Origin of the sequence: Streptomyces zingiberis, assembly GCF_012034935.1 — a bacterium.
In the GTDB taxonomy this organism is placed as follows: domain Bacteria; phylum Actinomycetota; class Actinomycetes; order Streptomycetales; family Streptomycetaceae; genus Streptomyces; species Streptomyces zingiberis.
On the sequence record NZ_JAATEN010000013.1, the window covers coordinates 1 to 12,692 of the forward strand.

Here is a 12,692-nt window from a genome sequence, read left to right on the forward strand (position 1 = left end):
CACTCTGTGCGGGATTTCCCACCCAAAGGAGACGTTCACGGGACGCGCACGGCATCCTGGTGTCCTCGTTCAGGGGGAGATGCCAACGTACTGGACGGCCGTGCCCCGAGGCAAATCGAGCGGGGCACGGCCGTCACGCGAGCCGACGAGGCGTCAGACGTCCACGACGACAGGCAGGATCATCGGCCGCCGGCGGTAGTTGTCCGAGACCCACTTGCCCACCGCTCGCCGGATGAGCTGCTGGAGCTGGTGTGTCTCGGCGATGCCGTCGGACGCCGAGCGGGCGAGCGCCTCTTCGATCTTCGGTACCACCCCGGACAGCGCCGAGTCCTCGATGCCCGAGCCCCGGGCCTGGAGGTGCGGACCGCCCACGATCTTCCCCGTGGTGCTGTCCACCACCACGAAGACCGAGATGATGCCCTCCTCGCCGAGGATGCGGCGGTCCTTGAGGGCCGGCTCCTTGACGTCACCGACCGAGAGCCCGTCGACGTAGACGTAACCGGCCTGGACCTTGCCGGCGATCTTGGCGGCTCCGTCGATCAGGTCGACCACGACGCCGTCCTCGGCGATGACGATGCGGTCCTGGGGGACGCCGGTCAGCGCGCCCAGCTCCGCGTTGGCCCGCAGATGGCGCCACTCGCCGTGCACCGGCATCAGGTTGCGCGGCTTGCAGATGTTGTAGAAGTACAGCAGTTCACCGGCCGAGGCGTGACCGGAGACATGGACCTTGGCGTTGCCCTTGTGGACGACGTTGGCACCCCAGCGGGTGAGCCCGTTGATCACCCGGTAGACGGCGTTCTCGTTCCCCGGGATCAGCGAGGAGGCGAGGATGACCGTGTCGCCCTGGACGATCCGGATCTGATGGTCACGGTTGGCCATCCGGGACAGCGCGGCCATCGGCTCGCCCTGCGAACCGGTGCAGACGAGCACCACCTCGTGGTCCGGCAGGTCGTCGAGGGTCTTGACGTCCACGACGAGGCCGGGGGGCACGCGCAGATAACCGAGGTCCCGGGCGATGCCCATGTTGCGGACCATGGAGCGGCCGACGAAGGCGACACGGCGCCCGTACTCGTGGGCGGCGTCGAGGATCTGCTGGATGCGGTGGACGTGGCTGGCGAAGCTGGCCACGATGATCCGCTTCCCCGCGCTCCCGAACACCTGGCGGAGCACACCGGAGATGTCCCGCTCCGGCGGGACGAACCCTGGGACCTCGGAGTTGGTCGAGTCGGAGAGGAGCAGGTCGATGCCCTCCTCGCCGAGGCGCGCGAACGCGGGGAGGTCGGTCAGGCGCCGGTCGAGCGGGAGCTGGTCCATCTTGAAGTCGCCGGTGTGGACGACCAGGCCGGCCGGGGTGCGGATCGCGACGGCGAGAGCGTCCGGGATGGAGTGGTTGACCGCGACGAACTCGCATTCGAAGGGGCCGACCCGCTCGCGGTGCCCCTCCGCCACCTCCAGGGTGTAGGGCCGGATGCGGTGCTCCTGCAGCTTCGCCTCGATGAGGGCGAGCGTCAGCTTGGAGCCGATCACCGGGATGTCCGGCTTCTCGCGGAGCAGATAGGGGACGCCACCGATGTGGTCCTCGTGGCCGTGCGTGAGCACGATGCCGTCGATGTCGTCGAGGCGGTCCCGGATGGAACTGAAGTCGGGAAGGATCAGGTCGATTCCGGGCTGCTCCTCCTCGGGGAAGAGCACTCCGCAGTCGACGATGAGCAGGCGTCCGCCGTACTCGAAGACGGTCATGTTGCGGCCGATCTCACCGAGGCCGCCGAGCGGGGTGACACGCAGGCCGCCCTTGGGGAGCTTCGGCGGCGGGCCGAGCTCGGGGTGCGGATGACTCAAAGGACTCTCCTCACCACGCGCGATCGTCTGCCTCGTCGTGCCCCGCCGCTCGACTGCAGCGGCGGGGCACGACGGGACGGACGGGGCGCGCGTGACAGTTGGTGCACGTGCGTGATGTGTTGGTCAGCACGTTCGTTTGCTGTTGTGCCGTTGTGGAGTTGTGGAGGTACGGAACGAGCCCCGGGGGCTCGTCAGAGCTGTACCCCGCCGGCCGCCAGATCGCGCTGGAGCTGCTCGGTCTCCTCCACGGAGAGCTCGACCAGCGGCAGGCGCAGCGGTCCGCCGGGCAGCCCGAGCCGGCTCAGGACGGCCTTGGTCGTGATGACGCCCTGGGTCCGGAACATGCCGGTGAAGACGGGGAGCAGCTTCTGGTGGATCTCGGTCGCCTTCTGCACGTCTCCCGAGAGGTGCGCCTCCAGCAGGGCGCGCAGCTCCGGGGTGACGACGTGGCCGACGACGGAGACGAAGCCCACCGCGCCCACGGACAGCAGCGGCAGGTTGAGCATGTCGTCCCCGGAGTACCAGGCCAGGCCGGAGCGGGCGAGCGCCCAGCTGGCGCGGCCGAGGTCGCCCTTGGCGTCCTTGTTGGCGACGATCCGCGGATGCTCGGCCAGCCGGACGATCGTCTCCGTGTTGATCGGCACACCGCTGCGGCCGGGGATGTCGTAGAGCATCACCGGGAGGTCCGTCGCCTCGGTGATCGCCAGGAAGTGCCGGTACAGCCCTTCCTGCGGCGGCTTGCTGTAGTAGGGCGTCACGGCGAGCAGGCCGTGCGCCCCGGCGCGCTCCGCGGCCCGCGCGAGCTCGACGCTGTGGCGGGTGTCGTTGGTGCTGGCTCCGGCGACGACATGGGCCCGGTCGCCCACGGCCTCGACCACGGCGCGCACGAGATCGGCTTTCTCGGCGTCCCCGGTGGTCGGGGACTCACCGGTGGTGCCGTTGACGACGATGCCGTCGTTGCCGGCGTCCACGAGGTGGGCGGCGAGCCGCTGCGCGCCGTCGAGGTCGAGCGCGCCGTCCGCGGTGAACGGGGTGACCATGGCGGTCAGGACCCGCCCGAACGGGGTCTGAGGTGTGGAGGTCGGAGCCATGGGTCCCACGCTACTCGTAGCGGACCGGCGAGCGCTCCCTCGGGGAGCCGGGAAGTGGAACCCGGCACTGCCTGCTCGGGGGTTCAGGCAGTGCCGGGCCCGCTCTCTCACCCTAGAGGAAGCCCCCAAAACGCCGCAATGCGGGCGCATCGCACGGCGTATCGAGAGGTACCGGCGCCCGTCGGGCCCACCTCACCGGCCCGGGCGGGCGGTACGGCGCGGGCCCGCGGCGAGGGCACGGGCGCAGGAGCGGAATCACGGCGGCGCCCGGCCGGGAGCGCCGCGGTGTGCCGGTGCCGCACCCGGGCCGGGGCCCGCGGCCCGCGCCACCCGCCGCGTGGGGCAGCACCCGCCTACGGGGCGACCCGGCCGTTCGCGTTGAAGGCGGCGTGGGTGAGCGGCATCAGCCGGGCCCACTCCGCCTCCATCCGCTCGGCCACCATCTCGATCTCCCGCTGCGGGAACGAGGGCACGGTGGCCTGTTCGTGCCGGGTGCGCAAGCCGAGGAAGTGCATCAGTGAGCGGGCGTTGCAGGTGGCGTACATCGACGAGAAGAGGCCGACGGGGAGCGCCGCGCGGGCGACCTCGCGGGCGACACCGGCGGCGAGCAGCTCCTGGTAGGCCTCGTAGGACTGGCGGTAGCTCTCCTCCAGCACCCGGCCGGTCAGCGCGCGCTGCTCCGCGGAGCCCTCGGTGAACCGGTACTGCCCCGGACGTCCTTCCTGGACGAGTTTGCGGTCGTCGCCGGGGACGTAGAAGACCGGCCGCAGCTCGCGGTAGCGGCCGGACTCCTCGTTGTAGGACCAGCCAACCCGGTGCCGGTGGAACTCACGGAAGACGAAGATCGGGGCGGTGACGAGGAACGTCATGGAGTTGTGCTCGAACGGGCTGCCGTGCCGGTCGCGCATCAGGAAGTTGATCAGACCGCGGGAGCGCTCCGGGTCCTTCGTGAGCTCTTCCAGGGACTGCTCGCCGGCCGTCGAGACCCGGGCGGCCCACAGCACGTCGGAGTCGGCGGCGGCGGCCCTCACCAGCTCGACGGTCACATCGCTGCGGTAGCTCGGCTTGGTGCTCTCGTCCGGTGTATCGGTCACGGTCGGTCCTTCCTGGGGTTCCGGGCGCCGCCCAGCTTACGGCCCGGGCCCGGCCGCCCCTTGCCGCCATGAGGAACCGCCCCGAGCTGCTCCGAGCTGCTCCGGACGGCTCCGGACGGCGGCATGGCCGGCGGGGCCGCCGGGAAGCCGAGGGGAACGGGAACACCGCCGTCAACGTGGTCGTTTCACCCGGTGGCGGAGGAATCCGCAGAGAACGTGACCGTCCTACCCGCGCTTCGGCGCCCGAGGAGTACACCCTCATGTCCCGCCGGCGAGACTCCGTGCCCTTTGCCTTCATCGCCGAGGCTGAACGTTTCCGCAGCAATGTGACACCACCGCCCCGTTCCGGGCGCTCCCCCGCCGAGCTGGCCCGGGGCGCGCTGCTCTCCCTGCTGGCCGTGGGCGGCCTGGCGGGTGCGCTGCTGCTCGGGGTGCCCGCGCTGGACGCCGGGAACCAGGGCACCACCGGGACCTCCGTGACCGAGGTCGCGGGAGGCCGCTGAGGGCCGCCGGGCGCCGGACGAGGTGGAAGCGGAAGGATCGGGTCGATAATCTCACCGGGCAGAGGTTGTTCGAGCGTGCACACGAGTGAGGACCAGTCGTGCCCCTGACCTTCCTGACGGCCGACCGCGCTTTCGACGAGTCCGTGGACGCCGACGACATCGACCTGCGGCGCCACGACGAGAACCGCTGGCGCCGCCCCTACCGCGTCGGCCCCTGGCGCGTGGGGATCGCCGCGGTGCTGCTGCTGCTCGCCTCGTATCTGCTCTTCGCGGCGGTGCTGGTGGGCCTGGCCGGCGCCGTGGCCGGGACGGTGACGGCGGCGGTCACCGCGGCGGCCGTCATCGCGCTGGCCCTGCGGTCGCTGCGCATGGGGGCCTGGGTCAGCGCGCACGGGCTCCGGCACGTCTCGCTGCTCACCACACGCACGCTGCCCTGGCACCGGCTGACCCTGGTGCGGACCGTGCAGCAGCCGGTGCGCTGGCTCGGGTTGCCGCGGACCGTGCAGGGGCAGGCGCTGGTGGTCTCCTCCGACGCCGGGAAGCAGCTGGGCCCGCTGCTCACCGACCACAACGCCGACTTCCTGGGCCGGCCGGGCTCGTTCAACCGGGCGGCGGACGCCGTCGAGGGATGGGCCGCCCGGCACGGCGCCGAACACGGGTAGCACGGCGGGGCGGGCGGCGCGACCCGGAGGGTGCCTGCGCCGACCGCAGCGAGGCCACCCGGGACACCGGGGACACCGGGGACACTGTCGGCGCAGGCCGGAGCCGGGCGGCCGAGCGGGTCAGCCGCAGACCGGGCGGCCGTGCCGCAGGGCGATGGCCCGCTGCATCGCGCGGCGGGCGCGGGGGGTGTCCCGGGCGTCGCGGTAGGCGACGGCCAGCCGGAACCAGACCCGCCAGTCGTCCGGCGCCGCCTCGGCCTCGGTCTTCCGCCGGGCGAAGGCGGCATCGGCCGCCGCACGGTCGATCCGCCCGCTCGCGGTGCGCTCCAGGTCGTCCACCGGCAGGCCGCCCTCGGCGGCCAGCTCCGCCGCCAGCCGGTCGGCGTCCCGGGCGAACCGGGTGGTCTGCCAGAGGAACCAGGCACCGATCACCGGCATCACCAGCACGGAGAGCCCGAGAGCGACGGTGACGGCGGTGCCCTGCCCGATCAGGGCCAGGCCCCGGCCGCCGGCCAGCACGAAGTAGACGCAGAGGACCGCGGCCAGCACCCCGTAGGTGATCTTGTCACGCATGCCGTCACCCCAGGTCGAGGAAGTTCTCCAGGCCGACGGTGAGGCCCGGGGCGGAAGCCACGCGCCGCACGCCGAGCAGGACGCCGGGCATGAAAGAACTGTGGTGCAGGGAGTCGTGGCGGATGGTGAGCGTCTCCCCCACGTCCCCGAACAGCACCTCCTGGTGGGCCAGCAGTCCGCGCAACCGGACGGAGTGCACCGGCACCCCGTCCACGTCGGCGCCGCGGGCCCCGTCGAGTGCCGTGCTCGTGGCGTCCGGCTGCGGGCCGAGGCCGGCGTCCCCGCGGGCCCCGGCGATCAGCTGCGCGGTGCGGGTGGCCGTGCCGGAGGGCGCGTCGGCCTTCGCCGGGTGGTGCAACTCGACCACCTCGGCGGACTCGAAGAACCGGGCGGCCTTGCGGGCGAACTCCATGGTCAGCACGGCGCCGATGGAGAAGTTCGGCGCGATGAGCACCCCGGTGCCCGGGGAGCGTGCGAGCAGGCCGCGCACCGTCTCCAGGCGCTCGGGGGTCCAGCCGGTGGTGCCCACGACGGCGTGGATGCCCTCACCGATGAGGTGGGTGAGGTTGCCCAGCACCGCGTCGGGGTGGGTGAGGTCGACCGCCACGTCGGCCCGGGCGCCGGTCAGGGCCGCCAGGTCGTCGTCGCGGTCGAGCGCGGCGACGAGGTCCAGGTCCTCGGCGGCCTCCACCGCGCGGACCGCCTCGGAGCCGATGCGTCCCTGGGCGCCCAGGACCGCCACTCGGAGCTTGCTGCTCATGCCGGTTCGTTCCTCACTTCACTTCGTCGTGGTTCGTTCGGGCCGCGGGGCCGGCGGGCCGGTCCGTGGACGCGCGCGCCGCCGGCGGGGCGGGGAGCCGGGTCCCCCACCGCCCGGCCGGGACCCGGCCGGGCGGCGGCGGTCAGGCCACCACCTCGTGCAGCCGCTCCGCCTGCCGGTCGCCGAGCGGGCCGATGACGGAGAGGGAGGGCCGCTGTCCCAGCAGATCACGGGCCACCGCGCGGACCTCGTCCGGGGTGACCGCCGCGATCCGGGCCAGCAGGTCGTCCACCGAGAGCTGGTCGCCCCAGACCAGTTCCCCCTTGCCGATGCGGTGCATCAGCGCCCCGGTGTCCTCCAGGCCGAGGACGGTGGAACCGGAGAGCTGGCCCTTGGCGCGGCGGATCTCCTCGTCGGTGAGCCCGTGCCGGGCGGTCTGCTCCAGCTCGCCCCGGCAGAGCTTGAGGACCTCGTGCACCCGGTCGGCGCGGCAGCCGGCGTAGACGCCGAAGAGCCCGCAGTCGGCGTGGCCCGCGGCGAACGAGTAGACGGAGTAGGCGAGGCCGCGCTTCTCCCGGACCTCCTGGAAGAGACGGGAACTCATCCCCCCGCCCAGGGCGGAGTTCAGGACGCCCAGGGCCCAGCGCCGGTCGTCACCGCGGCGCAGCCCGGGCATGCCGAGCACCACGTGCGCCTGCTCGGTGCTCCGGCGCACCACGTCCACCCGTCCGGCGGTGTGGACGGGATGGCTGCCGGAGCGGGGGCCGACCGGTTCGGCGTCCGCGCGCGACAGCGCGCCGGCGCGGTCGAAGGCGGCGTGCACCAGCGAGGTGAGCTGGTCGTGATCGACGTTGCCGGCGGCGGTGACGACGAGGTGCGTCGGGTCGTAGTGCTCGCGGTAGAAGCGGGCGATCCGGTCCCGGGTGAGGCCCTCGACGGTCTCCACGGTGCCCAGGACGGGGCGGCCGAGCGGGGAGTCGCCGAACATCGTGCGGGCGAAGAGGTCGTGGACGCAGTCGTCCGGGTCGTCCTCCGTCATGGCGATCTCTTCGAGGATCACCCCGCGTTCGGCCTCGACCTCGTCCGCGTCGATGACCGAGCCGGTGAGCATGTCGCACAGGACGTCCACGGCCAGCGGGACGTCCCGGTCGAGCACCCGCGCGTAGTAGCAGGTGTACTCCTTGGCGGTGAAGGCGTTCATCTCGCCGCCGACCGCGTCGAGGGCGGCGGAGATGTCCAGGGCGCTGCGCCGCTCCGTGCCCTTGAAGAGCAGATGCTCCAGGTAGTGGGTGGCGCCGTTCAGCGACGGGGTCTCGTCCCGGGAACCCACGCGCGCCCAGATGCCGAAGGTCACCGAGCGGACGGTCGGCAGGGTCTCGGTCACGACCCGCAGGCCGCCGGGGAGAGTGGTGCGACGGACCGTTCCGGTGCCGTTCCCGCCCGCGAGGAGCGTTTCGGTACGGCCGACGGCCCGCCCCTCCGAGGAGGTGCGGGCCGTCGGGCGGAAGGGTCCGCCCGCAGGGGGCAGCGGTGTCACTTGGCGGCTTCGTCCTTCGTCTGCGGCTTGGCCTCGGCCTTGGCGGAGTCCTCGGCCTGCTCGCCCTCGATGACGGGGATCAGGGAGAGCTTGCCGCGCTGGTCGATCTCGGCGATCTCGACCTGCACCTTGGCGCCGACCGCGAGGACGTCCTCGACGTTCTCCACGCGCTTGCCGCCGGCGAGCTTGCGGATCTGCGAGATGTGCAGCAGACCGTCCTTGCCGGGCATCAGTGAGACGAAGGCGCCGAAGGTGGTGGTCTTCACCACCGTGCCGAGGTAGCGCTCGCCGACCTCGGGCATCGTCGGGTTGGCGATGCCGTTGATGGTGGCGCGGGCGGCCTCGGCGGCCGGGCCGTCGGCGGCACCGATGTAGATCGTGCCGTCGTCCTCGATGGTGATGTCGGCGCCGGTGTCCTCCTGGATCTGGTTGATCATCTTGCCCTTGGGGCCGATGACCTCACCGATCTTGTCCACCGGGATCTTGACGGTGATGATCCGCGGCGCGTTGGGGGACATCTCGTCCGGGACGTCGATGGCCTCGTTCATCACGTCCAGGATGTGCAGGCGGGCGTCGCGGGCCTGCTTGAGGGCCGCGGCCAGCACGGACGCCGGGATGCCGTCCAGCTTGGTGTCGAGCTGGAGGGCGGTGATGAACTGCCGGGTGCCGGCGACCTTGAAGTCCATGTCGCCGTAGGCGTCCTCGGCACCGAGGATGTCGGTGAGGGTGACGTAGTGCGTCTCCCCCTCGATCTCCTGGGAGATCAGGCCCATCGCGATGCCCGCGACCGGCGCCTTCAGCGGCACGCCGGCGTTCAGCAGCGACATCGTCGAGGCGCAGACCGAGCCCATGGAGGTGGAGCCGTTGGAGCCGAGCGCCTCGGAGACCTGGCGGATCGCGTAGGGGAACTCCTCGCGGGTCGGCAGGACCGGCAGGATCGCCCGCTCCGCGAGCGCGCCGTGGCCGATCTCCCGGCGCTTCGGGGAACCGACACGGCCGGTCTCGCCCACGGAGAACGGCGGGAAGTTGTAGTTGTGCATGTAGCGCTTGCGCGTCTCGGGCGCCAGCGTGTCCAGCATCTGCTCCATGCGGAGCATGTTGAGCGTGGTGACACCGAGGATCTGGGTCTCACCGCGCTCGAACAGCGCCGAACCGTGGACCCGCGGGATGGCCTCGACCTCGGCGGCCAGGGTGCGGATGTCCGTGACACCGCGGCCGTCGATGCGGACCTTGTCCTTGATGACGCGCTCGCGGACCAGGCTCTTGGTCAGCGCGCGGTAGGCCCCGGAGATCTCCTTCTCGCGCCCCTCGAACTGCGGCAGCAGCTTCTCGGCGGCCAGCGACTTGACCCGGTCCAGCTCGGCCTCGCGGTCCTGCTTGCCGGGGATGGTCAGCGCCTGGGACAGCTCGTCGCGGACGGCCTGGGTGAGCGCCTCCAGGACGTCGTCCTGGAACTCGAGGTAGACGGGGAACTCGCCGACCGGCTTGGCGGCCTTGGCGGCGAGGTCGGCCTGGGCCCGGCAGAGCGCCTTGATGAAGGGCTTCGCGGCCTCCAGACCGGCGGCGACGACCTCCTCGGTGGGTGCCTCGGCGCCGTCCTTGACGAGCTGGATCGTCTGGGTGGTGGCCTCCGCCTCGACCATCATGATCGCGACGTCGCCGTCCTCCAGGACGCGGCCGGCGACGACCATGTCGAAGACGGCGCGCTCCAGCTCGGTGTGGGTGGGGAAGGCCACCCACTGGCCGTCGATCAGGGCGACGCGGGTGCCGCCGATCGGGCCGGAGAAGGGCAGCCCGGCGAGCTGCGTCGAGCAGGAGGCGGCGTTGATCGCGACCACGTCGTAGAGGTGGTCGGGGTTGAGCGCCATGATCGTCTCAACGATCTGGATCTCGTTCCGCAGGCCCTTCTTGAAGGACGGGCGCAGCGGGCGGTCGATCAGGCGGCAGGTGAGGATCGCGTCCTCGGAGGGCCGGCCCTCCCGCCGGAAGAAGGAACCGGGGATACGCCCGGCCGCGTACATGCGCTCCTCGACATCCACCGTCAGGGGGAAGAAGTCGAGCTGGTCCTTGGGGTTCTTCGAGGCGGTGGTGGCCGACAGCACCATGGTGTCGTCGTCCAGGTAGGCCACGGCCGAGCCGGCGGCCTGGCGGGCCAGCCGGCCCGTCTCGAAGCGGATGGTGCGGGTACCGAAGGAACCGTTGTCGATCACGGCTTCGGCGTAGTGGGTCTCGTTCTCCACCAGGGAATTCTCCTCGTCTGCGTCCCGGCCCGGAGGGGGGACGGTGGCGGAGCGCCGCTCGTCTCCGCTCACCCCGCGTGGCCGGGCCGGTCTTCGATCGAAGCCTCCGGAGACGGTCTGCCTCCGGGGGCCACTACCGAGGACCGGCGCCTGTGGCTGCGGCGCGGCGGGCGCGGTGGGCGCTCCCCCTCGTACGGTCTTCTCTTGTCTGCTTGTTCTCTTGTCCCGACCAGACTACAAAGCTTCGGCATCCGTCACACAACGGAGCTGTCCGGCCGGGGTCCGGCACCGCGCGGGCGCACAGGCGCACGCTCGGCGCGCAACGGCGAAGGGAGCGGCCCCCGGGTGGGAACCGCCCCCTTCCGCACGACTTACTTCGCGCCCCCCGCCGCGCCGCGGCGGATGCCGAGGCGCTCCACGAGGGCACGGAAGCGCTCGATGTCCTTCTTCGCCAGGTACTGCAGCAGGCGGCGGCGCTGGCCGACCAGGAGCAGCAGACCCCGGCGGGAGTGGTGGTCGTGCTTGTGGGTCTTCAGGTGCTCGGTGAGGTCCTGGATGCGGCGGGTCAGCATCGCGACCTGGACCTCGGGGGAGCCGGTGTCACCCTCCTTGGTGGCGAACTCGGCCATGATCTGCTTCTTCGTGGCGGCGTCGAGCGACACGCGTACTCCTCTGAGATGTTCGATGCGCCCACGAGTGCCCCTGGTCCTGGTCTCAGGGGTACTTCCGTGACTCGGAGGCGTGGATCGATGAGCGCTGCGCCCAGAGCTCATCGATCACAGGCTCCGGGGTCGCGTACACAAACGTCCGCCGGACAGCGTACCAGCACCGGTCAGGAGGTCAGCGCCCGGATCGAGTGGTAGACGTCGAAGACCGCCAGGCACAGCGGGATCAGCGTCAGCAGCACGAAGGTCTCCGCGATCTCCAGGAACCGCCCCCAGAAGGGGGTGACGCCCTTGCGCGGGACGATCAGGCCGAGGGCGACGACCAGCGCGGCGGCCACGGCGGTCGCGGCGGTGAGCCAGACGGTGCGCAGGTCGAGCCCCGAGCTGTCGCCCCGCAGCGCCTCCGCCACCAGGTCGGACGGCGGGTTGAGGCAGAGCCCGAGCCCGAGCAGGAGGAGCGCGCCGAGCCCTGCCGCGAGGGAGAGGCCGACCTGGCTGGTGTAGCGGAAGAGACGGGCGCGCATCAGCAGCGCGATCCCGGTGGCGAGGGCGAGCAGCTGCGCCCACAGGCCGTCGGAGAAGCCGAGCACGGCCGAGGCGCCGACGGCCACCAGGGCGCTGCCGCCGACCAGGCCGACCAGCAGCTCGTGGCCGCGGCGGGCCTGGGCGGCGATGCGGTCGGCGTCGACCGGGCCGTGGGGCTCGGGGTCGTCACCGGTGGCGCCGAACGAGGTGCGGGGCGGCTCGAAACCGATGGGGAGGCGTGCCAGCCGGGTGGAGAGGCCGGGCAGGAAGGCCAGGGCCCCGACGGCGAGCGGGGAGCAGACGGCGGCGGTCTCGGCGGGCGTCATACCGGTGAGGATGGCGGCGAACGTCACCACCGCGCCGGTGGCCGAGGCGGCGAGGAACGCCACGAAGGGGCTGTCCCCGCCGGGGGCGACGAGCGTCAGGACGACCGCGACGAGGAGGACGGCAGCGCAGGCCACCAGGAACTGCAGCCGGCCGATCCCCTGGCCGGCGGCCGGCGCCAGCAGTCCGGAGCCGGCGACCGCGGCGTTCGCCATGGCCCCGATCCCCAGCGCGACGGCCGAGCCGCGGTCGTCGTAGACGCGGGCCCGCACACCCGCGAACGCGAGCAGGAGGACGGCGGCCACGGCGGCGAGGATGCCGGTCAGGCCGTGCGTGTCGTGGCGCGGGGCCGCGGACCAGAGCACGAAGGCGAGCAGGACGAGGAGCACCGAGCCGCCGGCGAGTCCGGCGCCGCGCAGCAGGTCGTCCGTCCACAGCCGGCGGTCGCGGACGACGGCGGAGGCGACGGCGTCCGACACGTCGTCGAAGACCGCCGGGGGCAGCGACTCCGCGAACGGGCGGAGCGACAGCAGCTCGCCGTCGAGGATGCGCTGCGCGGCCAGCGAACCGGTGCCGTCGAGCACCGTGCCGTCACGGCGGACCAGGTGGTAGCCGACCGGGGCGCCGGGCGGCGGGCTCTGTCCGGACAGACGCAGGATCTCCGGGCACAGGTCGGCGACCGGGACGTCGTCGGGCAGGGCCACGTCGACGCGGCCGTCGGGGGCGACGACCGTGACCCGGCAGAAGCCGGTTCCGCCTCCGGGCGGGGCCGCGGGGGCCGGCTGGCCGGCTCCGGTGGCCGTGGCTGGCGCCGTCATACTCACCTGCTGCATCCCCTCGTCAAGCTCATGACCGCGGGCGCCCGGCCGCGGGCCGCGG

11 protein-coding genes are annotated in these 12,692 nt (G+C 72.4%); 2 read left to right on the top strand and 9 right to left on the bottom strand.

What is annotated here, in order from left to right; all coding sequences use genetic code 11:
* Positions 1-153: 153 nt before the first annotated feature.
* The 3 genes from HCK00_RS17095 to thyX all read right to left on the bottom strand — a co-directional run bounded on the left by HCK00_RS17095 (position 154) and on the right by thyX (position 4,024).
* Positions 154-1,839 (bottom strand): ribonuclease J, encoded by a 1,686-nt coding sequence (locus HCK00_RS17095; protein ID WP_168102846.1) that lies wholly within the window; start codon positions 1,837-1,839, stop codon positions 154-156.
* A gap of 191 nt (positions 1,840-2,030) precedes the next feature.
* Positions 2,031-2,930 carry a 4-hydroxy-tetrahydrodipicolinate synthase gene (dapA, locus tag HCK00_RS17100; RefSeq protein WP_168102847.1) on the bottom strand — a complete coding sequence of 300 codons (900 nt, stop codon included), beginning with the start codon at positions 2,928-2,930 and terminating at the stop codon, positions 2,031-2,033.
* Positions 2,931-3,283: 353 nt separating this feature from the next.
* Positions 3,284-4,024, bottom strand: a complete 741-nt coding sequence (gene thyX, locus HCK00_RS17105; RefSeq protein ID WP_168102848.1) for an FAD-dependent thymidylate synthase — start codon at positions 4,022-4,024, stop codon at positions 3,284-3,286.
* A 260-nt stretch (positions 4,025-4,284) separates the two neighbouring features.
* On the opposite strand from thyX, the gene HCK00_RS17110 reads away from it, so the two are divergent.
* Positions 4,285-4,527: a hypothetical protein gene (locus tag HCK00_RS17110; RefSeq protein ID WP_168102849.1), complete on the top strand. Its 243-nt coding sequence runs from the start codon at positions 4,285-4,287 to the stop codon at positions 4,525-4,527.
* A gap of 98 nt (positions 4,528-4,625) precedes the next feature.
* The gene (locus tag HCK00_RS17115; RefSeq protein WP_168102850.1) at positions 4,626-5,189 is read left to right on the top strand and encodes an SCO5741 family PH domain-containing membrane protein; all 564 of its coding nucleotides are present in this window, start codon (positions 4,626-4,628) and stop codon (positions 5,187-5,189) included.
* Positions 5,190-5,309: 120 nt separating this feature from the next.
* Here HCK00_RS17115 and HCK00_RS17120 read toward each other — a convergent pair whose 3' ends face one another.
* The 6 genes from HCK00_RS17120 to eccD form a co-directional block, all read right to left on the bottom strand.
* Positions 5,310-5,762, bottom strand: coding sequence for a tetratricopeptide repeat protein (locus tag HCK00_RS17120; RefSeq protein WP_168102851.1), 453 nt, complete (start codon positions 5,760-5,762; stop codon positions 5,310-5,312).
* A 4-nt stretch (positions 5,763-5,766) separates the two neighbouring features.
* Positions 5,767-6,522 (bottom strand): 4-hydroxy-tetrahydrodipicolinate reductase, encoded by a 756-nt coding sequence (gene dapB / locus HCK00_RS17125; protein WP_168102852.1) that lies wholly within the window; start codon positions 6,520-6,522, stop codon positions 5,767-5,769.
* Between the two features lie 142 nt (positions 6,523-6,664).
* Positions 6,665-8,050 carry a M16 family metallopeptidase gene (locus tag HCK00_RS17130; RefSeq protein WP_168102965.1) on the bottom strand — a complete coding sequence of 462 codons (1,386 nt, stop codon included), beginning with the start codon at positions 8,048-8,050 and terminating at the stop codon, positions 6,665-6,667.
* Between the two features lie 5 nt (positions 8,051-8,055).
* Positions 8,056-10,299, bottom strand: a complete 2,244-nt coding sequence (locus tag HCK00_RS17135; protein WP_168102853.1) for a polyribonucleotide nucleotidyltransferase — start codon at positions 10,297-10,299, stop codon at positions 8,056-8,058.
* Positions 10,300-10,670: 371 nt separating this feature from the next.
* The gene (gene rpsO / locus HCK00_RS17140) at positions 10,671-10,961 is read right to left on the bottom strand and encodes a 30S ribosomal protein S15 (protein WP_168102854.1); all 291 of its coding nucleotides are present in this window, start codon (positions 10,959-10,961) and stop codon (positions 10,671-10,673) included.
* Positions 10,962-11,131: 170 nt separating this feature from the next.
* Positions 11,132-12,631 (bottom strand): type VII secretion integral membrane protein EccD, encoded by a 1,500-nt coding sequence (gene eccD, locus HCK00_RS17145; protein WP_168102855.1) that lies wholly within the window; start codon positions 12,629-12,631, stop codon positions 11,132-11,134.
* Positions 12,632-12,692 lie beyond the last annotated feature (61 nt).

Excerpts from the sequence above, each read along its gene's own strand:
- dapA (WP_168102847.1), bottom strand. The coding sequence starts at position 2,930 with ATGGCTCCGACCTCCACACCTCAGACCCCGTTCGGGCGGGTCCTGACC.
- HCK00_RS17110 (WP_168102849.1), top strand. The coding sequence starts at position 4,285 with ATGTCCCGCCGGCGAGACTCCGTGCCCTTTGCCTTCATCGCCGAGGCT.
- HCK00_RS17120 (WP_168102851.1), bottom strand. The coding sequence starts at position 5,762 with ATGCGTGACAAGATCACCTACGGGGTGCTGGCCGCGGTCCTCTGCGTC.
- dapB (WP_168102852.1), bottom strand. The coding sequence starts at position 6,522 with ATGAGCAGCAAGCTCCGAGTGGCGGTCCTGGGCGCCCAGGGACGCATC.
- eccD (WP_168102855.1), bottom strand. The coding sequence starts at position 12,631 with ATGACGGCGCCAGCCACGGCCACCGGAGCCGGCCAGCCGGCCCCCGCG.